Source organism: Sphingomonas sp. UYP23, from assembly GCF_054059235.1.
This window is the reverse complement of sequence record NZ_JBSSBX010000001.1, coordinates 3168197-3191666: the sequence shown is the minus strand read 5'-3', so window position 1 is coordinate 3191666 and position 23470 is coordinate 3168197. Positions and strand designations below refer to the sequence as shown.

20 protein-coding genes and 1 riboswitch are annotated in these 23470 nt (G+C 66.9%); of the genes, 7 read left to right on the top strand and 13 right to left on the bottom strand.

Annotation, left to right across the window (positions count from 1 at the left end; genetic code table 11):
• Window positions 1-137: 137 nt before the first annotated feature.
• The 4 genes from pnuC to ACVWYO_RS15735 form a co-directional block, all read right to left on the bottom strand.
• Window positions 138-695 carry a nicotinamide riboside transporter PnuC gene (pnuC, locus tag ACVWYO_RS15750; RefSeq protein WP_457352357.1) on the bottom strand — a complete coding sequence of 186 codons (558 nt, stop codon included), beginning with the start codon at window positions 693-695 and terminating at the stop codon, window positions 138-140.
• Entirely contained in the window at window positions 695-1837 is a 1143-nt protein-coding gene (locus ACVWYO_RS15745; RefSeq protein ID WP_457352356.1) for a phosphotransferase enzyme family protein, read from the bottom strand. Before ACVWYO_RS15745 ends, pnuC begins: the two co-directional genes overlap by 1 nt.
• Window positions 1838-1841: 4 nt before the next feature.
• Entirely contained in the window at window positions 1842-4151 is a 2310-nt protein-coding gene (locus ACVWYO_RS15740) for a TonB-dependent receptor (protein WP_457352354.1), read from the bottom strand.
• Between the two features lie 30 nt (window positions 4152-4181).
• A riboswitch (TPP riboswitch) is annotated at window positions 4182-4291 on the bottom strand.
• 32 nt (window positions 4292-4323) lie between these two features.
• Entirely contained in the window at window positions 4324-5016 is a 693-nt protein-coding gene (locus tag ACVWYO_RS15735; protein ID WP_457352352.1) for an RluA family pseudouridine synthase, read from the bottom strand.
• A gap of 45 nt (window positions 5017-5061) precedes the next feature.
• On the opposite strand from ACVWYO_RS15735, the gene ACVWYO_RS15730 reads away from it, so the two are divergent.
• Window positions 5062-5913, top strand: a complete 852-nt coding sequence (locus ACVWYO_RS15730) for a M15 family metallopeptidase (protein ID WP_457352350.1) — start codon at window positions 5062-5064, stop codon at window positions 5911-5913.
• Here ACVWYO_RS15730 and wrbA read toward each other — a convergent pair.
• Both wrbA and ACVWYO_RS15720 read right to left on the bottom strand, forming a co-directional pair.
• The gene (gene wrbA, locus ACVWYO_RS15725; protein WP_457352348.1) at window positions 5903-6505 is read right to left on the bottom strand and encodes an NAD(P)H:quinone oxidoreductase; all 603 of its coding nucleotides are present in this window, start codon (window positions 6503-6505) and stop codon (window positions 5903-5905) included. The two genes, ACVWYO_RS15730 and wrbA, sit on opposite strands and share 11 nt — an antisense overlap.
• Window positions 6506-6640: 135 nt before the next feature.
• Window positions 6641-7339 (bottom strand): pirin family protein, encoded by a 699-nt coding sequence (locus ACVWYO_RS15720; protein ID WP_457352346.1) that lies wholly within the window; start codon window positions 7337-7339, stop codon window positions 6641-6643.
• A gap of 125 nt (window positions 7340-7464) precedes the next feature.
• Between ACVWYO_RS15720 and ACVWYO_RS15715 the strand changes: the two genes are divergently transcribed.
• From ACVWYO_RS15715 to ctrA, 3 genes are all read left to right on the top strand, one after another.
• A complete protein-coding gene (locus ACVWYO_RS15715; RefSeq protein ID WP_457352345.1) occupies window positions 7465-8370 on the top strand; it encodes a LysR substrate-binding domain-containing protein in 906 nt (301 codons plus the stop codon).
• Window positions 8367-9431: an AI-2E family transporter gene (locus ACVWYO_RS15710; RefSeq protein WP_457352343.1), complete on the top strand. Its 1065-nt coding sequence runs from the start codon at window positions 8367-8369 to the stop codon at window positions 9429-9431. Before ACVWYO_RS15715 ends, ACVWYO_RS15710 begins: the two co-directional genes overlap by 4 nt.
• A gap of 108 nt (window positions 9432-9539) precedes the next feature.
• Window positions 9540-10244 (top strand): response regulator transcription factor CtrA, encoded by a 705-nt coding sequence (gene ctrA / locus ACVWYO_RS15705; protein WP_457352341.1) that lies wholly within the window; start codon window positions 9540-9542, stop codon window positions 10242-10244.
• A 73-nt stretch (window positions 10245-10317) separates the two neighbouring features.
• Here ctrA and ACVWYO_RS15700 read toward each other — a convergent pair whose 3' ends face one another.
• Window positions 10318-11979: an amidohydrolase gene (locus tag ACVWYO_RS15700; RefSeq protein WP_457352339.1), complete on the bottom strand. Its 1662-nt coding sequence runs from the start codon at window positions 11977-11979 to the stop codon at window positions 10318-10320.
• A 54-nt stretch (window positions 11980-12033) separates the two neighbouring features.
• Between ACVWYO_RS15700 and ACVWYO_RS15695 the strand changes: the two genes are divergently transcribed.
• Both ACVWYO_RS15695 and ACVWYO_RS15690 read left to right on the top strand, forming a co-directional pair.
• A complete protein-coding gene (locus tag ACVWYO_RS15695) occupies window positions 12034-13272 on the top strand; it encodes a threonine ammonia-lyase (protein ID WP_457352336.1) in 1239 nt (412 codons plus the stop codon).
• Between the two features lie 221 nt (window positions 13273-13493).
• Window positions 13494-14297, top strand: coding sequence for an arginyltransferase (locus tag ACVWYO_RS15690; protein ID WP_457352333.1), 804 nt, complete (start codon window positions 13494-13496; stop codon window positions 14295-14297).
• A 13-nt stretch (window positions 14298-14310) separates the two neighbouring features.
• On the opposite strand, the gene ACVWYO_RS15685 is transcribed toward ACVWYO_RS15690, so the two are convergent.
• The 5 genes from ACVWYO_RS15685 to ACVWYO_RS15665 form a co-directional block, all read right to left on the bottom strand.
• Window positions 14311-15123: a transglutaminase family protein gene (locus ACVWYO_RS15685; protein ID WP_457352331.1), complete on the bottom strand. Its 813-nt coding sequence runs from the start codon at window positions 15121-15123 to the stop codon at window positions 14311-14313.
• Window positions 15123-16058 (bottom strand): alpha-E domain-containing protein, encoded by a 936-nt coding sequence (locus tag ACVWYO_RS15680; RefSeq protein WP_457352330.1) that lies wholly within the window; start codon window positions 16056-16058, stop codon window positions 15123-15125. The genes ACVWYO_RS15685 and ACVWYO_RS15680 overlap by 1 nt, the downstream gene beginning before the upstream one ends.
• 40 nt (window positions 16059-16098) lie before the next feature.
• A complete protein-coding gene (locus ACVWYO_RS15675; RefSeq protein ID WP_457352328.1) occupies window positions 16099-17592 on the bottom strand; it encodes a circularly permuted type 2 ATP-grasp protein in 1494 nt (497 codons plus the stop codon).
• 89 nt (window positions 17593-17681) lie between these two features.
• Window positions 17682-18533, bottom strand: a complete 852-nt coding sequence (bla, locus tag ACVWYO_RS15670) for a subclass B3 metallo-beta-lactamase (RefSeq protein WP_457352326.1) — start codon at window positions 18531-18533, stop codon at window positions 17682-17684.
• The gene (locus tag ACVWYO_RS15665) at window positions 18530-20569 is read right to left on the bottom strand and encodes a protein-disulfide reductase DsbD family protein (protein WP_457352324.1); all 2040 of its coding nucleotides are present in this window, start codon (window positions 20567-20569) and stop codon (window positions 18530-18532) included. Before ACVWYO_RS15665 ends, bla begins: the two co-directional genes overlap by 4 nt.
• Window positions 20570-20644: 75 nt before the next feature.
• Between ACVWYO_RS15665 and ACVWYO_RS15660 the strand changes: the two genes are divergently transcribed.
• Window positions 20645-22291: an alkaline phosphatase family protein gene (locus ACVWYO_RS15660; RefSeq protein WP_457352322.1), complete on the top strand. Its 1647-nt coding sequence runs from the start codon at window positions 20645-20647 to the stop codon at window positions 22289-22291.
• 203 nt (window positions 22292-22494) lie between these two features.
• Here the strand turns inward: ACVWYO_RS15660 and ACVWYO_RS15655 are convergent, their stop codons facing one another.
• Window positions 22495-23424: a right-handed parallel beta-helix repeat-containing protein gene (locus ACVWYO_RS15655; protein WP_457352320.1), complete on the bottom strand. Its 930-nt coding sequence runs from the start codon at window positions 23422-23424 to the stop codon at window positions 22495-22497.
• Between the last annotated feature and the right edge of the window lie 46 nt (window positions 23425-23470).

The following is a 23470-nucleotide window of genomic DNA, read 5'->3' as shown; positions in this document are numbered from 1 at the left end:
ACGCCTATCTATACCGCTCGATTCCCTGCGTGAATCCCCGCCATCAGTTTTGCAACAAAGCCCAGTCGATGTGCAGTTCCTAGTATCTTTGCACCAGTTGCTGACCAAGAAGTACCAGAGCGGTGGTCGGGCGGTGCCTAGACCTGCTGCGCGCTGCGCCAGCGGCGATACCCCAGGACCGCGAGGACGATCATCGCGGCATAGAGCCCCGCGGTGAGCATCAGGCCCTTGACCCCGAACATGCCGACATAAATGATGTCGACCGCAATCCACAGCAGCCAGCTCGCGCGGTGGCGGCGCGCGGTCCAATATTGCGCGACGAGGCTGAAGCTGCTCAGCGCGGCGTCGATCCATGGAAGCGCCGCGTCGGTATAGTGGCTGGTGCCCCACCCGATCGTCACCGCGCCAATCGCCCCCGCCGCCAGCGCGAGTGCCGCCGGCACCGCGCGGAGCGGCTCGACCACGACCGCGCCGCTATCCTCTTTGCCGCGCGCCCAGATGATCCAGCCATAGAGGATGGCGATCCCGAACAGCGCCTGCAGCACCATGTCGGCATAGAGCCGCACGTCGAGGAACAGCTTGAAGTAGAGCGCGCAGGCCAGCAGGTTGATCGGCCAGCACAGCATCCGCCGCGCGGCGGTCAGCCAGATCCCCAGAAAACTGACGATGACGGCGACGATCTCGAGCGCGGACATCAGCCGGGAACCCCGCGTTCGATCGCGTGCAGGAAGGCTTGTCCGTGTGGCGCGAGGAACCAGTCGGCGTGGCCGAGCAGATACTGCTCCCACGCTACGCTCGCCTGCGCGGCATCGCCGACGACGCCCGCGAAATAGTCGATCTCGGACAGCGCGAATTCGAGATGGACGAGCGGGAGCACGCGCAGCACCACCTCCACCTCGCCGCGATCGAGCGGGCGGACCGTGGCGTAGCCCGCGAGCAGCGCTTGCGCGGTTTCGGGATGGCCGATCGTCGCGTCTGCCCCCTGCCCCAACGCCAACCAGTCGATCGCGGTGCGCTCGATCGCGGTGGCGAGGTCGTGCACCGCGCAGGTGCGGTCGGCGAGACCGAAGTCGAACACCGTCTCCACCTGCCCGTCCGCGCTCCATAGGACGTTCGAAGGGTGCCAGTCGTTATGCGTCCACACCTCTTCGCGCACCGCCAATGCGTCCGACACACCTTGGCCGAGCTCGGCGAACAGTCGCGCGACCGCCGGCCGCCAGTCGCGCGGTTCGAGAAAGGCAGCAAGCGCCGGCCGTGCGGCGACATACGCATCGGCCGCCGCCACCGGGTCGTTGCTGGGAAGAATGGAGAAGCTCGCGACCAAGGGCTGCACCGCGCGCGCCGGCGCCGCGAAACCGCGCGAGGCCGCGTGCAGCCGGGCAAGCGACGCGCCTGCCGCATGCGCGTGCGAGACGGAGAAAAACGGCGTCCAGGAAAGCCGTTCGCGGTACAGGTCGAGCCCCGCGCCCTGGCGATGGAGCTCATAGGTCCAATCCCCGACCGCTATCGCGCTTGTCCCCTCGTCGGTCAGCAGGATCTCGGACACCGGCACCCCGCCCGCCGCGAGATGCGCGATGAAGGCATGCTCCTCCGTAAGCCCCGCAGGCGTCCGCACCGCCGGGTGGTGTCGCTTGAGCACGAACACGCCGCGTGTCGTGCGCACCCGCGCCGCCGCCGAGAACGGCCGCGGAGAATGCCATTCGAGCGCCTCTAGCTGCCCGGCCGCAGGGAAACGCGCGAGTGCCGCCGCGGCTTCGGCCTGCGTGATGGCGGGCCAGGTCGGCGGCTCGAGCGTGGTGCCCATGCCGTGCACGAGATGCGGAGCGCTTGCGGCCATGCGCTCAGAACACGCGCGACAGCGTCGCGATCAGCGCCGCGCCGCTCCCGACATAATAGGCCGGCGCCGCCCCGGCGATGACGCTCGCGCCGCGCCCGATCGTGTCCTGCGCGTTGGGGGTGACCGCCGCGACGCCCGACAGCACGCGCGGATTGGTCACGTTGATCGCATTGAGCCGCAGGTCGGTGCGCTTGCCGTCGAGCCACGCCGCCAGATGCACGCCGACCGACAGATCGAGCGTCGCATAGCCGGGAATGCTCTCGTCATTGACGAAGGTGGCGTACTGCCGCGCGACATATTTCAGCGCGCTGCTGCCGAAGAAGAGGCCGTCGTCATAGGTCCCGCCGAGCCCTGCCTGGAAGGTGGGGCTCGACACCGCATGCTTGCCACGCGTCGGCAGGAAATCCGCGCCGACCTGCAGGTCATTGTCGAGCCGCGCGCGCAGATATTCGCCCGAGACATAAAGGCTCACGCCGGCGGCGGGGCGGTAATCGATCTCGCCATCGACGCCGTAGGAGGTCTGACTGCCCGCATTGAGCGTCGAATTGACCTGCGCGCCGCCGACATCGACCAGCGTGCCGAGCTGCCGATTGCGGAAATGGTAATGGAAGGCGGTCACCGACGCCGACAGGCTTGGGTCGATATAGCGATAGCCGAGCTCCTGCGAGACCGAATATTCGGTCTTGAGCGCGTTGGTTCCCTGCGTGCTGAGCTCGCCGCCATCATAGCTGTTGTAGAGCGTGAACTCATTGGGCCCGCGGAAGTTGGTTGTGATGTTAGCGAACAATTGTTGCCGGTCGTCGAGCCGATAATGGACCGCTGCGCGCGGGAGCGCCGCGAAGCTGTCGCGACGCACCGCGGATTGCGGACCGGGCAGATAGTTGCGCCCGTTGCGCAGCAGGTCGACGCCCTTAAACCCGACGTCGACGCTCAGCCGCGGCGTCAGCGTAATGCTGTCGGCGAGGAAGAAGCCCTTGGTTACCGTGACGGTGCGCTGATCCTCATAAGCGAGCAAGCGACCATCGGCGGTGCGGATCGCATTCTCCTGATAGCCCCACGGGTCGACCGGACGCCCATCCGCGCGCACCGCGCCGTAGGTCTGCAGCACGCGGTCCTTGCCGTAATCGAACCACAGGCCAGCGGTGATCCGATGCGCCCCGGCGGCCAGCGTGAGCTTGGCAACGGTGCCGCCGCGAAACTGCTCGCCGGTGTAATTGCCGAGCACGGTCGCCTCGCCATCGACCGCGCCGGGCAGCGCGACCGGCCCCAGCGCCTCGGTGCCGAGATAATTGCCGGTGGTGGCAAGCGCAGTGCCATAGGGCGAATTGCCGTAGCCGAACTGGAGATAGCTCGTCGTGTCGAGCGTCAGCCGGTCATTGAGCGCCAGATGGAGCGGCGCCGCGACATAGACGTTGCGGAACGGCGCGCGGTACAGCCGCCAGTAATTGGTGTTTCCCGCGCTGTAGTCGCGATCGTAATTGAACCCGCGCCCCGCGGCCTTCCAGTCGGCGAGCGTCGGGCTGGGATAGGTCGAGGAATTGGCGTCGTTGAACGACACGGCAAGGCTCGCGCGGTTGCCGTTGCCCCATTCGTTGAGGAGCTTGGCGTCGACATGCTGGCGCGTATCAAACCCCGCCCCGCGCCAATTGTCGGCGCGGATGTTCGAATAGGACAGGAACGCCTTGAGCCCGGTCTGTCCGATCGTGCCGGTATCGACCCGCACGAAGGCACGCCGCGCGGCGTACGACCCGAGCGAGAGATTGACCAGCGCCTGCGGGTTCGCCTTGGGATCGTCGAGCGTCAGCGACAACAGCCCCCCCGCCCCGCCGACGGTCGGCGAGTCGATATCGACCGCGCCTTGCGCGAGCGTGATCTGCTTAAGGTTCTCGGCATCGGCGAATTGCGCGGGATAGGCGTAGTAATAACCGATGTCGTTCTGCGGCGCGCCCTCAAGCAGCACCCCGATCTCGTCCTGACCGAGCCCGCGCAGCGTCAGGCTCGAGCTGGTCGAAAGGCCGTACGGGTCGCTCGACGAGACGTTGGCGCCGGGCAACAGGCCGACCAGCTGGAACGCGTTGAGCGTCGGCGCCTGCTTGGTGATGAAATCGGCCGAGATCGCGCTTTGCGCTTTCGGCGCGTGCTGGTCGGGCAGCAGCCCTTCGGGATCGGGATGGCCGGTGACGACGATATCGCCAGGCTGGTCCTTGTCCTCGGCAAGCGCCGGCACTGCGGCCAATGCGGCCGACAGCATGGCGAGCGCGAGCGCCCCGCGCGCGACACAGCCACCGTCGATTCTGGAAAGCCTGCGCGTCATCCGTCGTCACTCCTACACGGAGGGATAACGGAGTCTGCCGCCAGCCCTCCCTACGCCGGTATCAACCGGATCAGGTTCAGCGGGTCGTGGGCTGCAGCCCACCTCTCAGCCGCGCATCAGCGGCCCCCCGGGGAGCGCGGGGCTTAGTCGGTCAGGTCACGCGAGGAAAGCGCTATTCCTGCGCCGCCGCGTCGGCCTCGGTGAACCCCGCCGCGATGAAGCGCTCGGGCAGCGGCGCCTTGGCAATGATCGGTTCCTTGCCAGCGCGCGGCACGGTCAGTTCCGCTGCATGGAGCAGCGTCGCGCTGCCAGCCGCCTTGGTGCCGTTCCCATAGATCGGATCGCCGACCACCGCCGCGCCGAGCGCTTCGGCAGCATGGACGCGGATCTGGTGCGTGCGGCCCGTCTCGGGAATGAACTCGACGAAGCTGCGCCCGTCCTTGATCGACAGCACGCGCCATGCGGTGCGCGACGCCTTGCTGCCCTTGGCGCCGAGCGGATCGCCGACCATCCGCCAGCCCGTCTCGGCCGTGCTGACCTTGGCGAGCGCCAGGTCGATCAGCCCGCTTTCGCCCTCGACCACGCCCTCGAGGACCGCAAGATAGCGCTTGCGCACCAGCCCCTGCTCGAAGGCCTGTTGCAGCCTGGCGTGCGCCTTGGGATTGCGCGACAGCAAGAGGCAGCCCGACGTATCGCGATCGAGCCGATGCACCGGCACCGGCCAGCGCTTGAAGGCGAAGGTCAGCCCGTCGAGATGGTTTTCGAGGCTGAGCGACCCATCGCGCGGACGGTCGACCGGAAGACCGGCGGGCTTGTCGATGACGAGCGCCTCGCCGTCGAGAAAAAGAACATGATTGGCTAGCATGTCCCCCCCTTGCCACCGCAAGCGCCGACATGCCAGAGGCGCGCCGTGCGACGGACCGGAACTTGGGCGATGGGGATCGCGCTGGCGCTGTGGGCTGCGCCGCCAACGCTCGCACAGACCGCGAATTCCCCGCCGGCCCCGACGAGTCTTCCGCCCGGCGTCTATGCCGGCGACTTGCCCGCAGCGATGGCCGATGGGCGCATGCTTGGCCACTTGCCGTATCCCGAAACCGCGCGGACCGAATTGGTCGCAGCGCCCCCCGGGTTCGCGCTCGGTCAGCCGTGCATGGTTCACCGCGACGCCGCGCCAGATCTCGCGCGCATGCTGACCGCCGCCACGCTGACGCCCGGCGTCGGCGCGACGCTGCGCGGTATTTCCTGCTTCCGCTCGATCGCGCATCAGCGCGCGGTGTTCTGCCACAATGGCCGTCCCGGCCGGTGCGGCGACCCGGCAATGCGCGCGCGCTCGGTTGGGCCGCCGGGTTTCAGCGAGCACGCGACGGGCTATGCGATCGATTTCGGAATTCGCCCGTCGGCGGGCTGCGCCGATGTCGACACGTGCATGGCGACGACCGCGGCCGGGCGCTGGTTGATCAGCCATGCGCCCGAGTTCGGCTTCGAACTGTCGTTTCCGATGGGCAATGCGCAGGGCGTAACGTGGGAGCCGTGGCACTGGCGCTGGGTCGGCGCCAACGTCAACGTGATGGGTGCGGCGCGAGCTCGCCTGGCGGTAGCCCGCGCGCGCGCGACCTATCCGGCAAGCCCGCGGGTGACCGACGTGTCGGACATCTGGCTCAAGCCACCCTCGGTGCCGCCGCCGGTCGTACTGCCGCAACTGCTGCCTCCGCCGATCATCGCTCCGGTCGAGCGACGGAGGCGCAGGTTGTTCAGGCTGTGAGCTTGGCGGCGGTCTCGGCGATCCGCTTGCCCTGATAGCGCGCCGCGGCGAGCTCTTCGGCATGCGGCTGCCGGCTGCCGTCACCATCGGCGATCGTCGTCGCGCCATACGGCGATCCGCCGAGCACTTCCTGGACGCCGGTCATGCCCTTGAAGCCGTAATCGAGGCCGACGATCGTCATGCCGTGATGCATCAGGTTGGTGATGATCGAGAAGAGCGTCGTCTCCTGCCCGCCATGCTGGCTCGCGGTCGAGGTGAAGGCGCCGCCGACCTTGCCAATCAGCTTGCCGCCGAACCACAGGCCACCGGTCGTGTCCCAGAACGACGCCATCTGGCTTGGCATCCGTCCGAAGCGCGTCGGTGCGCCGACGATGATCGCGTCATAGTCGGCAAGCGCATCGGGGCTCTCGATCACGGCATGCGCGGTATCGGTCTTGAAATGTGCGGCCTCGATCACCGCTTGCGGCGCGGTTTCGGCGACGCGGCGGATGTCGACCTCGGCACCACCGGCGCGCGCGCCTTCGGCGACGGCATCGGCCATCTGCTCGATATGGCCGTAGGACGAGTAATAGAGCACGAGAACTTTGGTCATGGAAAAATCCTTCTTCTTGGCGCCCCTCCCGCTTGCGGGAGGGGCTGGGGGAGGGAAGTCTGAATGGGCGAGGTTAGTGCCTGCGGCACGCCCCTCCCCTAACCCCTCCCGCAAGCGGGAGGGGGATTGCTCACATTACTGACTGTCGACCAGCACCAGTTCGGCGTCTTCGAGCGCGGTGATCGTGACGGTCTGGCCGCCATCCATCGCGGCGCCATCGCGCGCCTTGAAGGTCTGGCCGTCAATCTCGACCGATCCTGTCGCCGGCACCAGATAGGCATGCCGCCCGGGACCAACCTCATGCGTTATCGTCTCGCCAGCGCGCACCAGCGCGGCCAGCACGCGCGCCTCGGCACGGATCGGCAGTGCGTCGGTATCCTCGGCAAAGCCACTCGCGAGCGTCACGAACTGCCCTGAGCGATCGTCCTTCGGGAAAGGCTTGGCGCCCCAGCTCGGCGATCCGCCCTTGCGGCTCGGCTCGATCCAGATCTGGAAGATCGTCGTCTGCTCCGATTCGAGATTGTACTCGGCATGGCGCACGCCGGTCCCGGCGCTCATCACCTGGACGTCGCCCGCCCCGGTGCGGCCTTCATTGCCCATCGAATCCTTGTGCGTGATCGCGCCCTTGCGGACATAGGTGACGATTTCCATGTCGCGGTGCGGATGCGGTGGAAAGCCGCTGTTCGCGGCGATCTCGTCGTCATTCCACACGCGGATCGCGCCCCAGCCCATGCGGGCGGGTTCGTAGTAATTGGCGAAGGAAAAATGGTGGCGCGCATTGAGCCAGCCATGCTCGGCATGGCCGAGGCTTTCGAACGAACGTTTCTCGATCATCGTTGGTCTCCCGAAGGAATTGCGTTGAAACCAAGATAGGCATTTGGATTGCGCGGTAAATGGAAACACTGGAAACCGATCGTTTCGACATATAAGAGAACGCATTGTTTGGAGCTTGCCACCGAATGCGTCTTCCCGATCTCGAAGCCTGGGCGATCTTCGCCAGTGTTGTCGAACATCGCTCGTTCAGCGGCGCCGCCGATTCGATCGGCGTATCGAAGGCGACGGTGTCGAAAGCCGTGACGCGGCTCGAGGCACATCTCGGGCAATCGCTGTTCCATCGCACCTCACGCCGGCTGACGCTGACCGAGACCGGCAAGGGCCTCGCCGAGCACGCCGCGCGCATTCTGGCCGAAGCCGTTGCCGCCGAGGAGGCCGCGCACGATGCCGCGACGACGCCGACCGGGCTGGTCCGGCTTAGCGCGCCAATGACGCTGGGCCTCGCCATCGTCGCCCCGCTCGTGGCAGAGTTTCTGCACCTTCATCCCGGCATCGAGATCGAGCTGATCCTGTCCGACGCCAAGGTCGACATCGTCGCCGAGGGGTTCGATATCGCGCTGCGCATCGCCGATCTGCCCGACAGTTCGCTGCGCGCGCGCCGACTTGGACCGATCGCCATCCATGTCGTCGGGTCTCCCGCGTATTTTGCGCGACACGGCCGGCCGACCCACCCGGCCCAACTCGGCGAACATGCCTGTTTCGGCTACACCAACGTCACCGGACCATGGCGCTTCTTCGGCCCCGACGGCGCCGAGGCGGCGGTGCGGCCGAGTGGCCCGCTTTCATCGAACAGCGGCGATGCGCTGCTCCCGGCGCTACGGGCCGGGCTCGGCATCGGATTGCTGCCCGATTTCATCGTCGGCCCGGACATTGCTGCTGGAACGCTCGAAGTCGTGCTCGCCGACTGGCACGGCCCGCCGATCGCGCTGCACCTGATGACACCGCCTAGCGCGCTGCGCCCGGCACGCGTCGAGGCGTTGATGCATTTTCTGACGGAAAAAGTCCGCAATCCCTGCGTCACCGAAACGTGAAGCGCCTCGCCCCCGATGCCGACGATGCCCGCTTCATCCGTCGCGTCCTGATCGTGATCCTCATCGTCGCGCTCACTGCGGTGGTGTGGCGCGCGGGCAATCTGCTGATCCTCGCATTCGGCTCGATGCTCGGCGCGGTCGCGATCCGCGCGATCGCCGAGCTGTACGGCCGCGTCGTCCCGCAGCGCGCGACGATGCCGCTCGCGGTGACCACGGTGCTGGCGGTGATCGGCTTTCTCGGCTGGCTGTTCGGCGTGCAATTCGCGCAGCAGATCAACGAGCTCGTCACGCAGCTTCCCCATCTGCTCGACCAGCTGTCGCGCTGGATGTCGCAATCCCCGGTCGGCGCCAAGATCGTCGAGGCGGTCAAGGCGGCGTTCGCCGGGTCGCGCGTCGCGCGCGATATTGGCGGGCTGCTGAGTGACGGCGGCGAGCTCATGCTCAATTGCATCCTGCTGCTCGTCGGCGCGCTGTTCTTCTCGGCCGACCCGGAAATCTATCAGCGCGGCGCGCTGCTGCTCGTCCCGCCGTCGGTCCGGCCCGCCTTTGCCGATGCCCTGGTCGATGTCGGCACCACGCTGCGTCTCTGGCTGCGCGCCGAGCTGATCGGCATGACGTCGATGGGGCTACTCGTCGGCACCGGGCTGTGGATCGCGGGGGTGCCGTCGGCCTGGGCGCTCGGATTGCTCGCGGGGCTCAGCGAATTCATTCCCTATGTCGGGCCGACCGCGGCGATGCTGCCCGCGCTCGGGCTTGCAGCGACCGCGGGGACGACGCCGCTGATGGGCACGCTGATCACCTATGCGATCGTCCGCGTGATCCAGACCAATTTCGTCACACCCTATGTGCAGAGCCGCGTGATCGACATCCCGCCCGCGATCACGGTGTTCGCGATCATCGCGATCGGCTTCGTGTTCGGGCTGTTCGGATTGTTCTTCTCGGCCGGGCTGCTGGTCGTCGGATTTTCGCTCGTGCGCAGCCTCTATCTCCGTGACGTGCTTGGCGAGGACCTGACCGGCGATACCGAATCGCCCCGCGACTCGCGGATTCAGGCCGATTAATGCGAAATTAACCTTTTGCCTTCATCACTGATCAGGTTAATGGTTTGTGTCAGGCAGATCGGGCCGCAGGGGGCTCCGAACGTCTGAAGAGAAACGGGGACCGCCCAGATGCGCGTATTGTTGATCGAGGACGAGCCGACGACCGCAAAGGCGATCGAGCTCATGCTGACGGCCGAAGGCTTCAACGTCTACAAGACCGACCTCGGCGAGGAAGGCTTGGATCTCGGCAAGCTGTATGATTACGACATCATCCTGCTCGACCTGAACCTGCCCGACATGCACGGCTACGACGTGCTGAAAAAGCTCCGCGTCGCGCGCGTCCAGACGCCGGTGCTGATCCTGTCGGGGATCAACGAGATGGACAGCAAGGTCCGCAGCTTCGGCTTCGGCGCCGACGATTACGTCACCAAGCCGTTCCACCGCGAAGAGCTCACCGCCCGCATCCACGCCGTCGTCCGCCGCTCGAAGGGCCATAGCCAGTCGGTCATCCGCACCGGCAAGCTCGCGGTCAATCTCGACGCCAAGACGGTCGAGGTCGATGGCAGCCGCGTTCACCTGACCGGCAAGGAATATGCGATGCTCGAGCTGCTGTCGCTGCGCAAGGGCACGACGCTGACCAAGGAAATGTTCCTCAACCACCTGTATGGCGGGATGGACGAGCCCGAGCTCAAGATCATCGACGTCTTCATCTGCAAGCTGCGCAAGAAGCTGTCGCTCGCCTGCGAGGGTGAGAATTACATCGAGACCGTCTGGGGCCGCGGCTATGTGCTGCGCGAGGCCGACGAAATGATGACCCCAGCGGCGGTCGCCTGAGGCTCTAAGGTTTACCGCTCCCGCTGCGGCGGGAGACAGGCCGCGACATCGGGGGACGTCGCGGCCTTTTTTGTTACTTGCGGCTCCACGCTTTCGCGCCGCCGATCCAGGTCTGTTCGATCTTGGTCGCGCGGAGTTCCGTCGGCGAGGCGAGCAGCGGATCACGATCGACGATGATGAAGTCGGCGCGCTGCCCAACGCCGAGGCGTCCGAACTTGTCCTCGGCAAAGCCGGCATAGGCCGCCGCACCGGTGAACGCCCACCATGCCTGTTCGCGCGTGATACGCTCTTCCGGACGCCAGCCGCCGAACGGCTGTCCATCGGCGTCCTGCCGCGTGAACGCCGCAGCCCATCCCGCGAACGGATCGGGCTTCTCAACCGGATAATCCGACCCGAAAGCAAGCGTAGCGCCGTTCTTCAGCATCGCGTTCCACGCATAGGCGCCGACCAGCCGATCGGGCCCGAGCCGCGCTTCGGCCATTGCGCGGTCGCTCGTCTGGTGCGTCGGCTGCATCGAGGCGATGATGCCATTCTTGCCGAAGCGCGGCAGATCGACCGGATCGACGATCTGCGCATGCTCGATCCGCCAGCGGCGATCGCCCTTATAGGTATCGGCCATATCCTCGATCGCGGAGAGGACCTCGGCATTGGCGCGGTCGCCGATCGCATGGACCGCGACCTGATAATGATCGAGCGCGGCGCCGCTCATGTAATTGCGGATCACGTCGTCGGACATGAACCCAGCACCTGACTGGCCGGGTGCATCGCTATACGGCTTCTTTAGCCACGCGCCACGCGAGCCGAGCGCGCCATCGGCATAAAGCTTGACCCCGCCCATCCGGAGCTTGTCGTCATACAACCACGGCGTCGGCCCGGCGCCGCCGATCCGCACCGCGGTATCGACCCCCATGCCATAGCTCATGATCCGCACGCGCAGATTGCCCGCATCGCCGGTGCGGCGATACGCCAGCCAGTCGTCCATGCTCGTGCCCATGTCGGCGGTCGCGGTGATGCCGTAGCCGAGCAGGATCTCCTGCGCCTTGAGGAAGGCGACATCGCGCTCCTTGGGCTGCGGCTGCGGCACGACCTTCTCGACCAGCGACTGCGCCGCATCGACGAACACGCCGCTCGGCTGCGTGCCGGTCTTCTCGATCCGCCCACCGGCCGGCGAGACGGACTTCGGCGAAATGCCCGCGGCCTTCAGCGCCGCGCTGTTGCCCCAGCTGGCATGGCCGTCGGCGCGCGCGAGCCAGACCGGACGGTCGCTGACCACGGTGTCGAGCTCGGCTGCAGTCGGGAAGCGGCCGAGATTCCACACTTCCTGGTTCCAGCCGCCGCCGATGATCCACTTCTTCTCAGGGTTAGCGGCGGCATAGGCCGCGATCCGCGCCTTGGCCTCGTCGAGCGACTTGGTGCCCGACAGATCGAGCTCGAGCGCGCGGAAGCCCAGTTCCATGACGTGCCCGTGCGCGTCGATGAATCCGGGGAGCAGCACCTTGCCGTGTTCGTCGGCCCTCCAGTCGAGCTTGACCGGACGCTTCTCATTGTCGGCGAGCAGCTTGACGACCTTACCCTCGGGCGAGACCAGCAGGCCTGTGAAGCGCAGTACCTTGCCGTCCTTGTCGAGCGTGATACCGGTGACGTTGTCGATCAGCCCATCGGCCAGAGCGGCAGTCGGAAGCGAAAGCGCGGCGAGGACTAGCGCGGCGCGACGGGCGAAGGATCGGGTCTGCATCGTTACGGCGATAAGCAATGTTCCTTCGTCGCGCCAGATGGTCTAGGCGGCGGCATGGCTACACATCCCCGCCCCGCGCCCGAAACCCTTCCCGTCACCCTCGCCGACGTCCAGGCTGCGCACGCGCGGATTGCCGACCAGATCGTGCGAACGCCGACCTTCATCAGCAAGACGCTGTCCGAGCTGACCGGCGCGACGGTCTATCTCAAGTTCGAGAACCTGCAATTCACCGCGGCGTACAAGGAACGCGGCGCGCTCAACACGCTGCTGCAGCTGCCCGCGGGGACGAGCGGCGTGATCGCGGCTTCGGCCGGCAACCATGCGCAGGGTCTTGCCTATCACGCCAACCGGCTCGGCATCCCGGCGACGATCGTGATGCCGACCAACACGCCGACCGTGAAGGTGACGCAGACCGAGGGCCACGGCGCGACCGTCGTGCTGTTCGGCGACACGTTCGATGCGGCATACGCGCATGCGCGCGAGCTCGAGGCCGAATGCGGGCTGACCTTCGTCCATCCGTTCGACGATGTCCGTGTGATTGCCGGCCAGGGCACCTGTGCGATCGAAATGCTGCAGGACGTGCCGAGCATCGACACCTTCCTCACCCCGATCGGCGGTGGCGGGCTGATCTCGGGCATGGCGGTCGTCGCGGCCGCTGCCGACCATCCGGTCGAGGTGATCGGCGTCGAAGCCGAGCTGTTCCCCTCGATGTACAACCGCATCAACGGCACCGACATGCCGTGTGCGGGCGATACGCTCGCCGAGGGCATCGCGGTGAAGGAGCCGGGCGGGATCACCTCGGGCATGGTCAAGGCGCTGGTCGACGACATCGTGCTGGTCAGCGAGCGCAATCTCGAACGCGCGGTCAGCCTGTTGCTGCAGATCGAGAAGACCGTGGTCGAGGGCGCGGGCGCGGCCGGACTCGCGGCGCTGCTCCAGCATCCCGAGCGCTTCGCCGGCAAGACCGTCGGCGTGGTGCTGTGTGGCGGCAATATCGACACGCGGCTGCTTGCCAACGTCCTGCTGCGCGATCTGGCGCGCTCGGGCCGCCTCGCGCGGCTGCGGATCCGGCTCCAGGATCAGCCCGGCGCGCTGTTCAACGTCGCGCGGATCTTCGATGCCGAGCGCGTCAACATCATCGAAATCTATCATCAGCGCGTCTTCACCACGCTGCCCGCCAAGGGCCTGATCACCGATGTCGAATGCGAGACGCGCGACCGCGCGCATCTCGACCGCCTGATGGCCGCGCTGCGCGCCGGAGGCTATGAAGTGAGTACCGTCGAACTCGCGTGACGAAACGAATCTGGCGTGCGGCCAACCGAGTCCCGCGACTCTATCGCAGGGGCCCGGATCGGTGCATTTTATTGCCAGCGCGCTGAATCGATTCAGCAAATGCGGCATTAACCACTATTGTTGGTAAAGCCGCTTTTCATCACGTTCGCGACGATTCATAACGGCGATGCGAGCTGGCCGCTGGGGGCGGCAAGACACGCTTTTTCAAGGGACCTTACGCGGTGACAGCGCCATTCCGCTTTCCACGATTTTTCGTCACCAGCCCGTCGCCCTGCCCGTATCTGCCCGGCCGCCAGGAGCGGAAGGTGTTTACCGAATTGCGCGGAGAGCAAGCGAGCGATCTTAACGATGCGCTCGGCCGGATCGGGTTTCGCCGCAGCCAGTCGGTCGCGTATCGCCCGAGCTGCTCGGGCTGTACCGCGTGCGTTTCGGTTCGCGTCGTCGTGTCGGACTTCGAGGCGAATGCCACGCAGCGCAAGCAGCTGCGCAAAAATGCCGATCTCGAAGTCTCGGCGTGTCGCCCCTGGGCAACCGACGAACAGTTCCAGCTGCTGCGCCGCTACCTCGCCTCGCGCCATCCCGGCGGCGGCATGGCCGAGATGGACGAGGGCGATTATGCCGACATGGTCGAGCACTCGCCGGTCAACAGCTTCATCGTCGAATATCGCGAACCCTCGCTTCATGGCGAGCGCGGCAAGCTCATCGGCGCGTGCCTGACCGACCAGCATGCCGATGGCCTGTCGATGATCTACAGCTTCTTCGACGCCGATAGCGCGGATCGCCCCGGGCTCGGCAACATGATCATCATGGACCACATCCTGCGCGCCCGCTCGGTCGGACTGCCCTACGTCTATCTCGGCTATTGGGTGAAGGGATCGCCGCGGATGGCCTACAAGATCCGCTATCGCCCGATCGAAGTTCTTGGCCCGCAGGGCTGGAACGTGCTGGTCGATGAGGATGCGGTCTATTCGCCGCCCGCCGAAAAATACGCGATCATGGCCGAACAGTTGGTGACGACGCGCTGATCTGGATCTGGATTTACTGCCCCGACGTGCGATCGACGTGCAGATCGACGTCGAGCAATTCCTCGCCCTCGCCGAGCCGCGACCCCGCGACCGGCGCGGCTCCGGCGGAATCAAGCGCGACGGCAACGCGCGCATAGGCTTCGTCGGCGCACAGTCCGGTACACGGATCGAACGCCACCCAGCCGAGTCCCGGCACATGCGCCTCGGCCCAGCCATGCGGTGCGGGGCGCGCATCGGCGACGTCGATGCACGCCGGGCTGTAGCCCGAGACGTAGCGCGCCGGAACGCCGAGCGTCCGGGCCGCGGTGACGAACACCTGCGCCAGATCGCGCGCGCTCGCCTCCCCTTCGGCAAATGCCTCGATCGCGGTGCGGCCCGCAACCGGGCGCCCGCGACACAGCGCGAAGCGACGGTGCACCGCGAGGTTCAGCGCATGCAGGCGCGCCACCGGATCGCTTTCGCCGATCGCGCGCGCGAAGCCGGCGATCTCGCCATTGGGCTTGGTCAGCATTGTCTCGCGCAGGAACAATTCAGGCGGCAACGGCTCGTGCCCGCCATGCACGATCCCGTGCGAGCGGTTGGTGAGCACTTCACCCGATACATGGATCTCGATGCTGTCGATCGGTCCCTCGACATAGAGCATCGTCGTGCGATTGCCGAAGCCGTCGCGTCCGTAGCGCAGCCGCGCGTCGCAATCGACATGGAGGTTCCAGCCAGCGACCGACTGGTCGTGCGTGTCCTCCGGAGTCAGCCGCAGCAATTGCGTCAGCCGCGCCTGCGGGCTGGTGAAGCGATACGTCGTGCGGTGATCGATCGCGAGCCGCATCAGGTGAACTTGAACTGGCGGCCGACCGCCATGTGGAGATTATCATTCTCGGCGATGAAACCCTGCAGATATTGGTGCAGCCCCTTCGTGATCACCTCGCCCGATTTGGTACGCGACAGGCGCTGGTGCCGGTTGCGCGCCATCCGGTCGGCTTCGCCGTGCAGCCCGGTTCGCTTGGCGAGCAGGTTGAGGATCTCGACCGCTTCCTCGACCGATGCGGCAAGGCTGCGCGGCAGTTCGGAGCGCGCAATCAGCAGGTCGATGACGTTCGCCGGCTTCAACCCTTCCGAATAGAGCCAGCGATAGGCGGTCACCGCCGACACGGTCTGCAGGATCGTCGTCCATTGGTCGCGATCGACCACGCCGCCGACCGACTCGCCCTTGGGCAGCAGGATATGATATTTGACGTCGAGCAACCGTGCGGTGTTGTCCGCGCGTTCGATCGCCTGGCCCAGGCGGATGAACCATGTCGTCTGGTTGCGCAGCATGCGGTGGACCGCGCCCTCGAACCCACGTGTCTCGGCCTTGACCGCCTCGACCAGATTGAGCGTCGCCATCGCACCGCCCGGGCTCGAGCGGTTGTCGAAGATCAGCCAGGCGCGGTTGATCCCGGTCCAGGCTTCCTTGGTCAGCGCGGTACGTACCGCGCGCGCGTTGTTGCGCGCCATGTCGAGCGCGCGGACGATCGACCCTGGGTGGCTCGAATCGACCGTCAGGAAGCGCGCGACGGGGTTTTGCGAGATGCTCTGGCCGGTCTTCGCGAAAGCGGCGTCGGTTTCGGTGACGGCCAACGCCGAGGCCCACGCCGCCTCGCCCGCCGGGCGCGGCGAGAGGACGTCGAGCCGGACGGTCGCCTCGACGAGCCGCGCAATGAAATCGGTCCGCTCGACATAGCGGCCGAGCCAGTAGAGCGACGATGCGGTACGGCTCAGCATTGCCGATCGCCCCGGTGTGCGGAAAAGGCGGCGAGCGCGCTCACGAAACCTGCTCCTGCGATTGCGTCTGCGAGTGCAGCTGACCCACGGGTTGGCCTCCCGCGCCATTGTCCATGAGGACGAAACTGTCCTTGGTGCCACCGCCCTGCGAGGAATTTACCACCAGCGATCCCTCCTTGAGCGCGACGCGCGTCAACCCGCCGGGCACGACCTGCACGCCCTTCGACCCGGTCAGCACGAACGGCCGGAAATCGACATGCCGCGGCGCCAGGCCTGCCGCGGCGAGCGTCGGCACGGTCGACAGGGCGAGCGTGGGTTGCGCGATGTAGCGGTGCGGCTCGGCGATCAACGCGGCGCGGAAGCTCTCGATCTCGGCCTTGGTCGCGGTCGGGCCGACGAGCATGCCATATCCCCCCGAGCCATCGACCAGCTTCACCACCAGCTCGGGCAGCCGATCGAGCACATATTTCAGCGCCTGCGGTTCGCGGCAGCGCCAGGTTTCGACATTGGGCAGCTTGGGGTCGCCGCCCGAATAGAATTTCACGATCTCTGGCATGTACGAATAGATCGCCTTGTCGTCGGCGATCCCGTTGCCCGGCGCATTGAGCAGCGCGACATTGCCCGCGGCATAGGCGGCGATCAGCCCGGGCACGCCGAGCATCGAATCGGGCCGGAACACGAGCGGGTCGAGATAGTCATCGTCGATCCGGCGGTAGATCACATCGACCTTCACGCGGCCGGCGATCGTGCGCATCCACACCACATCGTCATCGACGACGAGGTCGGCCGCCTCGACCAGTTCGATCCCCATCGAATCGGCGAGGAAGCTGTGCTCGTAATAGGCCGAGTTATAGTGCCCAGGCGTCAGCACGACGCAAACCGGCGCGGCGACGCCGACCGGCGCGACCGACTTCATCGTTTCGAGCAGGCGATCGGGATAGGAATCGACCGCCGCGACGTGGAATTCGCGGAACAGTTCGGGGCACAGCCGCAGCATCGCCTCGCGATTTTCGAGCATGTAGCTCACCCCCGACGGGGTCCGGGCATTGTCCTCGAGCACGAAGAAATCGTCGGGCCCGGTGCGCACCAGATCGATCCCGCAGATATGCGCCCAGATGTCGTGCGGCGGGCGGATACCGGCAATCTCGGGGCGGAATTGCGGATTGCCGAAGATCAGGTCGGGCGGCAGCACGCCTTCGGCAAGGATCCGGCGCTCGCCGTAAATGTCGTGGAGGAACGCGTTGATCGCCTCGACCCGCTGGACGAGGCCGGCCGACAGGCGCTCCCATTCGTCGGCGAGGAAGATGCGCGGGACGATGTCGAACGGAATGATCCGCTCGCTTGCATCGCTCTCGCCATACACCGCGAAGGTGATGCCCAATTGGCGGAAGGTTGCTTCGGCCGACTGTTGGCGTCGGCGGAGTTCGGCATCCGGCGTGGTCTCGATCCAGGCGCCCAAGGCGGCAAGTTCGTCCCGCGGGGTCGTCGACCCCGCCCGTCCCATGATTTCGTCAAACGCCGGTCGTGTCCCCATCGAGATGATAAGCCCCCAGATACATCTTGGGTTCCATGCTGCGATGGATTGTTGCGCCGCACAAGCGCTGCTGAAAAGAAATCTGGCGTCTAGCGCTTGCTTTCACGTGCAAGCGCGCTTGAGAAGTCGCGCCGCGCTTCCGCCACCAGATGCGGCAGCACAGCGGGATCGACGAATGCGTCCGCCACCCCCGCATCGCGACGCTTGGCTTGCCCGAGCAGATCGACCAGATCGGGGTGCATCGGCAGCACGATGTCGGCGGGCAGCGTCGCCAGGCGATCGAAGCTGCCGTGATAATCGGCGACGATCCCCGGATAGGCGCGATTGCCGATCAGGCGATTGCCCGCGACCGTCACGCTGCACGGGAACACCACGCGCAACGACCGGCCGCGTTCGACGACCGACATCGTCCAGGTCGTGCAGCCCGGCGTATGCCCCGGCGTCAGCACCGCGGTCAGTGCCACATCGCCGACCCGCACCTGCTCGCCATCGCGGACGATGCGGTCGACGGGTACCGGCGCGAAGCGGGTATGGCCGTTTTCATTGTCGGCCTCGTGCCGGCCGCGGCGCAGCGCAGCGGCGTCGCGGGCCGAGGCGACAAGCTTTGCGCCGCTCCAGCGGCGCAGCTCGGCGAATGCCGCGGCATGGTCGAAATGCGCGTGCGAATTGAGGATCCACGTGATCTGGTGCGGGCGCACCCCGATCGTCGCGAGATTGCGTTCGATCAGCCCGGCGCTCTGCGCGAGCGGCCCGCTGACGAGGATCGTGCCCTCGCGCGAGACCACCGCATAGACACCCAGCCCCTCTGTCCCGACATACCAGATCGGTCCAGCGATATGGAACGGCGCGGTTGGTCGCGACCATGCGGGCGAGGACTGCGCACCCGCCGAAGAAATTCCGACGAACAGCGCGGCGAGTGCGGCGAGGATGCGGGCGATCATAGCGCCGCCAGCATCCCCGGAGTCAGCACCTGTGGCAAGACCCGCGGTTCGGCCGCGCCGGGCGCATAGTACAGGTACAGCGGCACGCCGGCGCGGTTATGCGCCTCGATGAAGCGGCCCATCGTCGCGTCGCCATTGGTCCAGTCGCCGAGCAGCACCGCGACCTTGTGATCGGCAAAGGCCTTGCGCGTCGCATCGGTCTCGATCGCGGCCTTCTCGTTGACCTTGCACGTCAGGCACCAGTCGGCGGTGAAATAGACGAACACCGGCCACCCCGCCTTGCGCAGCGCATCGAGCCGCGCCTCGGTGAAGGGCTCGCTGCCCGCCTCGGCGACCGCCGCCTGCGCCGGCGCGCGCGAGACGAGCGCCGCGCCGCCGATCGTGACGAACAGCAAGGCGATCAGCGCGCCCCACCCGAACGCCAGCCCGCGCGCCTGGCGACGACCGCCGATCCACAGCGCGAAACCGGCGAACAACGCCGCGCCGAGGCCGAGCGTCAGCCCGTTGACCCCGGCCTGACGCCCCAGCACCCAGGCGAGCGCGAGCGCGGTCAGCCACATCGGCACCGACAGGATGTGGCGGAAAGTCTCCATCCACGCGCCGGGCTTGGGCAGCCGCTTGCGCAACGCCGGCACGAAGCCGAGCGCAAGGAACGGGATGGCAAGGCCGAGCCCCAGCCCGGCGAACACGGCAAGCGCCGCCGGCCACGGCAGCACCAGCGCCGCGCCGAGCGCCGCGCCCATGAACGGCCCGGTGCACGGCGTCGCGATGAACGCCGCGAGCGCGCCGGTCGCGAACGCGCCACCCGCCCCGCCCGAGCGGTTGACGAATTGCGGCGTCGGAATCTCGAACAGCCCGCCCAGGTTGAGCGACAGCGCCACCGTGAGCAGCAGCAGCACGACGATCGCGCGCGGATCCTGCAGCTGAAACGCCCAACCGACCGCGGTGCCACCGGCGCGCAATGCGAGGATCGCCGCGCCCAGGCCGACGCACACCGCGACGACGCCGGCGGTGTAGGCCAACGCCTCACGCCGCGCCGCGCCCTCGTCGAGATGCCCGCGGGCAAGGCTCAGCGCCTTGAGGCTGAGGATCGGGAAGACGCATGGCATGATGTTGAGGATCAACCCGCCGAACATCGCGCCGGCAAAGGCGACCAGCGTCGCGAGCAGAACGCCCCCCGCAGGCGCCGTCGATGTGGCCGTCGTCGCAGCAACGGTCCCTGCAGTGGCCGTGACGCGCAGGCCCTGCTGCGCGCCGATCTGCAGCACGCCGACGAGCGGCCCTGCCGCGCCGGTTGCGCCCGCCTTGGTCTCGACCACCAGCCGGTCGCCATCCTGCGTCACCGTCTGCGCCGCGTTATAGTCGAGCAGCCCGGTCGTGACCGGATAGAAATAGGCATCCTTGAGCGCCGCACCCGCCGGGTACGGGAGCGCGATGCGGATGCGGCCGTCGCTTGCCTGGAAGATTCCCTTCGCATCGAGCGGCTTTGGCACGGCCCGGCGCCACGCATCGAAGCGCGCCTGCGTATCGGGCGCAATCGCGCCGTCGCCGACGGTGAGCGCGAGCGACAGATCCGCCGCTTCCGGCACGCACACCGTCGCGGAGCAGACGAGATAGGTCATGTGCAGCTTGATCGGCAGCGCAGCCCCGGCGGCAAGGCCGGCCGGCAGCTTCAGCGTGACCAGCGGCGCATAGGGCTTTTCGAACACATAGTTCATCAGGTCGGCAACGACGAGCCGCCCCGGGACGGGATAGACCGGCTCGCTCGCGATCACGCCCTTGGGCAAGTTCCAGTCGAGCTTGGCGGGAAAGCCGGCATCGCCGGGATTTTCCCAATAGCCGTGCCACCCCGCCTCGGGCACCGTCGCCAGCGCGACCGTCACGGTCGACCCGGCCACCGGGGTCGCGCTCTCGGACACCAGCGTGATCGCGAGGTGATGGGCGCCCGGCGCCCCGATCGGGCCGCCATCGGCGTGCGCGGCGCTTGCCGTCAACAACGCCAGAACCGTCATCAAGCCGAAATGAAACCAGCGCATCCGCACATCCTTGTAGGTCGCGCGCACCAAGGGCATAGCTCGCGCGGGGTCAAGTATATGGCGCGGAGATCACCGATGAAACGACAGGCTTCCCTCTTGGCGATGGCGCTCGCGCTGCTGTCGACCCCGCTGTCAGCCCAGCAAGCCGCACCGTTCACCCCGCCCGCCAGCGCGCCCAAGCTGATCGTCGTCATCTCGGTCGATCAATTCTCCGCCGACCTGTTCGCCGAATATCGCAAGTCCTTCACCGGCGGTTTCGCGCGGCTGCAGCAGGGCGGTGTCTTCCCAAGCGGCTATCAGAGCCATGCCGCGACCGAAACCTGCCCCGGCCATTCGACGATCCTGACCGGCTTCCGCCCCGAGCATACCGGAATCATCGCCAACAACTGGACCGACCTCGGCGTCGCGCGGGCCGACAAGGTGGTCTATTGCGCCGAGGACGAGACCGTCCCCGGCACGACGCATGACGGCCAGTACACCGTGTCCGACAAGCATCTGCTCGTCCCCACGCTCGGCGAGCGGATGAAGGCGGCCAATCCGGCGATCCGCGTGGTCTCGGTCGCGGGCAAGGATCGCGCCGCGGTGATGATGGGCGGGCATAACGTCGACGAGCTCTGGTGGTGGAACGGCAAGGCGTTCGTCAGCTATGCCGGCCGCGCCACCCCCGCCGTCGTCGCGCGCGCCAACGCCGCTACCGCCGCCAGGATCGCCGCGCCACAAGCCGCGCTCGACGTGCCCGAAGTTTGCAAGCCGCACGACCGCGCGGTTGAGCTCGGTGGCGGCAAGACCGTCGGCGCGGGGCATTTCGAGCGTGCCGGCGGCAGCGCCTCGGGTTTCCGCGCCTCGCCCGCGTTCGACGGCGCGATCGTCGCGCTCGCAGCAGGGCTCGTGCAGGACATGAAGCTCGGCCAAGGGCCGACCACCGACATCATCGACGTCGGCGCCTCGGCAACCGATTATATCGGGCATACTTATGGCACGGAGGGCGCCGAGATGTGCATCCAGCTGCAGCAACTCGATGCAACGCTGGGTTCGTTCTTCCAGGTGCTCGATTCGACGGGCGTCGATTATGAGGTCGTGCTCACCGCCGATCACGGCGGCAACGACCTTCCCGAGCGCGAGGTCGATGCCGGGCTGCCTGCGGCCCAGCGCGCGAAGCTGATGCTGGCCCCTGCGGTTGCGGGGAAGGAGATCGCGGGCAAGCTCGGCATCGCCAAGCCGGTGCTGTTCGGCGACATCCCCAATGGCGACGTCTACATCGCCAAGGACCTGACGAGCGCGCAGCACAAGGCGGTCGAGGCCGCGGCAATCGCCTATTACAAGGCCGCGCCGCAGGTAGCCGAGGTGTTCACCGCGGCGCAGATCCGCGCGACGCCGAGCCCCAAGGGACCGCCCGAAAAGTGGACCATGCTCGAGCGTGCGCGGGCGTCGTTCCTGACCGGGCGCTCGGGCGACTTCGTCGTGTTCCTCAAGCCGCGCGTGACGCCGATCCCGAGCGCGACGGGCGGCTATGTCGCGACGCATGGCAGCCCGTACGATTACGATCGCCGCGTGCCGATCCTGTTCTGGGGCAAGGGGATGACGGGGTTCGAACATGCCGCCGGCGTCGAAACGGTCGATATCGCGCCGACGCTCGCGCACCAGATCGCGCTGCCGCTCACGGCGCCGAAGATGGATGGACGGTGCCTGGATTTGAATGCCGGCGGAGCGCCGTGTCGCTGAAATCCCTCTCCCTTTGGGAGCATCGGGTCGGTCATGCCCCCGGCATGACCTAAACAGCGCGGGGCGCTGTTTACCCGATGCTGGTGGCCGAGCGTAGCGAGGTCGGGTGAGGGAAGCACACGCTGGTAAGGTGTGCCGCCCTCACCCTTCCCACTCGGCTCCGCCGAGCGGGCCCCTTCCCTCTCCCTATGGGAGAGGGAGTTTTACCGCACCTCGTACGACCGAATCCCAGCCCCAAGCCGGTTCGCGCCGATCGCAAGTTGATCCCCGCTCATATTGGCGATGAACGCCGGATTGGTGGGCGCACCCGGCGCCAGGCTCGCGTCGTTGTCCTCGATCCGCAAACCAGACGCGCTATACGTCTTCGCCTCGGCCGATACGACGATCAGCCCGCTATGGTTTTCCTTGTGCGCACCCTGCACGAAGGTGTTGCGCGCGATCAGCCCGGTCGCGCCTTGCGACAGGTCGATCATGTAGTTGGTCTTGCTGCCCCTGGTGTCGTCGAAGCTGTTGTCGGTGATCGTCACGTGCGGCGTGCGCAGCTTGACGTAATGCCCGCCGGTGCCGCGTTCGAAGCGCGAATTGGTGACGGTCACCGATCCGAGATTGGCGAGATAGATGCTGTGCGAGCAGCTCGGCGTGATGTCGCACTGGCCGAGCCCGGCGAAGGTCGAATGGTCGATCGTGATCTTCTGGCCATTAGGCTGGCCACCCAGAATACCCTCTTGATTGTCGAGGAACATCGAGTTGCGCACGACGAGGTCGCCGACTTCGCTGCGGATCCCGGCACCGTTGCCGTCGCCGACCGCGATCTTGCGGAAGACGATGCCGTCGACCACCGAGCTCTGCCCGCGCAGCACGAACGCCGCCTTGTCCTCGCACGCGGTGCCCTCGAAGATCGCGGTGCCCGGCGTCACCGCCTTGAAGGTAATGTGCCCGCCCGACTGGATCGTGCACTGGTGATAGATGCCGGGCGCGATCAGGATCGTCGCGGTGCCCATGCGGATCGACTGGACCGCCTCGTCGATCGTCTGGAAGCCCTGGCCCGTCCCCTCGATCGTGAAGGGCGCGCGCTGCTGCGCGGCGGCGGGGGCGGCGATCGCGATGGCGAGCAGGGGTAGAATGCGACGCATGAGGCTGGCTCCTTTGCGCGCGACGATGCCCGCGCAAAGGCCCGGT

What these genes read in the sequence shown, in the direction of transcription:
- pnuC (WP_457352357.1), bottom strand. Translation starts at nt 695, where the DNA reads ATGTCCGCGCTCGAGATCGTCGCCGTCATCGTCAGTTTTCTGGGGATC.
- ACVWYO_RS15745 (WP_457352356.1), bottom strand. Translation starts at nt 1,837, where the DNA reads ATGGCCGCAAGCGCTCCGCATCTCGTGCACGGCATGGGCACCACGCTC.
- ACVWYO_RS15740 (WP_457352354.1), bottom strand. Translation starts at nt 4,151, where the DNA reads ATGACGCGCAGGCTTTCCAGAATCGACGGTGGCTGTGTCGCGCGCGGG.
- ACVWYO_RS15735 (WP_457352352.1), bottom strand. Translation starts at nt 5,016, where the DNA reads ATGCTAGCCAATCATGTTCTTTTTCTCGACGGCGAGGCGCTCGTCATC.
- wrbA (WP_457352348.1), bottom strand. Translation starts at nt 6,505, where the DNA reads ATGACCAAAGTTCTCGTGCTCTATTACTCGTCCTACGGCCATATCGAG.
- ACVWYO_RS15720 (WP_457352346.1), bottom strand. Translation starts at nt 7,339, where the DNA reads ATGATCGAGAAACGTTCGTTCGAAAGCCTCGGCCATGCCGAGCATGGC.
- ACVWYO_RS15715 (WP_457352345.1), top strand. Translation starts at nt 7,465, where the DNA reads ATGCGTCTTCCCGATCTCGAAGCCTGGGCGATCTTCGCCAGTGTTGTC.
- ctrA (WP_457352341.1), top strand. Translation starts at nt 9,540, where the DNA reads ATGCGCGTATTGTTGATCGAGGACGAGCCGACGACCGCAAAGGCGATC.
- ACVWYO_RS15700 (WP_457352339.1), bottom strand. Translation starts at nt 11,979, where the DNA reads ATGCAGACCCGATCCTTCGCCCGTCGCGCCGCGCTAGTCCTCGCCGCG.
- ACVWYO_RS15695 (WP_457352336.1), top strand. Translation starts at nt 12,034, where the DNA reads ATGGCTACACATCCCCGCCCCGCGCCCGAAACCCTTCCCGTCACCCTC.
- ACVWYO_RS15685 (WP_457352331.1), bottom strand. Translation starts at nt 15,123, where the DNA reads ATGCGGCTCGCGATCGATCACCGCACGACGTATCGCTTCACCAGCCCG.
- ACVWYO_RS15680 (WP_457352330.1), bottom strand. Translation starts at nt 16,058, where the DNA reads ATGCTGAGCCGTACCGCATCGTCGCTCTACTGGCTCGGCCGCTATGTC.
- ACVWYO_RS15675 (WP_457352328.1), bottom strand. Translation starts at nt 17,592, where the DNA reads ATGGGGACACGACCGGCGTTTGACGAAATCATGGGACGGGCGGGGTCG.
- bla (WP_457352326.1), bottom strand. Translation starts at nt 18,533, where the DNA reads ATGATCGCCCGCATCCTCGCCGCACTCGCCGCGCTGTTCGTCGGAATT.
- ACVWYO_RS15665 (WP_457352324.1), bottom strand. Translation starts at nt 20,569, where the DNA reads ATGCGCTGGTTTCATTTCGGCTTGATGACGGTTCTGGCGTTGTTGACG.
- ACVWYO_RS15660 (WP_457352322.1), top strand. Translation starts at nt 20,645, where the DNA reads ATGAAACGACAGGCTTCCCTCTTGGCGATGGCGCTCGCGCTGCTGTCG.
- ACVWYO_RS15655 (WP_457352320.1), bottom strand. Translation starts at nt 23,424, where the DNA reads ATGCGTCGCATTCTACCCCTGCTCGCCATCGCGATCGCCGCCCCCGCC.